This is a genomic window from Opacimonas viscosa, assembly GCF_024199005.1.
Taxonomy (GTDB): domain Bacteria; phylum Pseudomonadota; class Gammaproteobacteria; order Enterobacterales; family Alteromonadaceae; genus Opacimonas; species Opacimonas viscosa.
Window position 1 is genome coordinate 1 of sequence record NZ_JANATA010000326.1, and the last position, 236, is coordinate 236.

Annotated in this window: 1 protein-coding gene; it reads right to left on the minus strand. The window is 39.4% G+C overall.

Translation table 11 applies throughout. The annotated features are described in order from the left end of the window. Positions 1-236, minus strand: a 236-nt coding sequence (locus NLF92_RS13790) for a hypothetical protein (RefSeq protein ID WP_432420240.1), incomplete at both ends; no start/stop codon positions are given.

Consider the following 236-nt stretch of genomic DNA (forward strand, 5'->3'; position numbering starts at 1 on the left):
CATATTTCCATCTGACCAAGGCTTCCAGGGAAACAGTTTCTTTGCGGAGCCCCACAATAGGTTGATAAGCTACAGCAAATTTCTTATTGGTAATTGCCTCTCTAAGAGCCAACTCAATATTGTGTCTTCTTTTCTGTTCATCCTTTAGTGCGGAATAATACAGGAATATACTAGGCGCAATCTCTTCCTTTCTTTCTACAATTGAAAGATCTGCAAGCTGAACTAATTCGACTAGT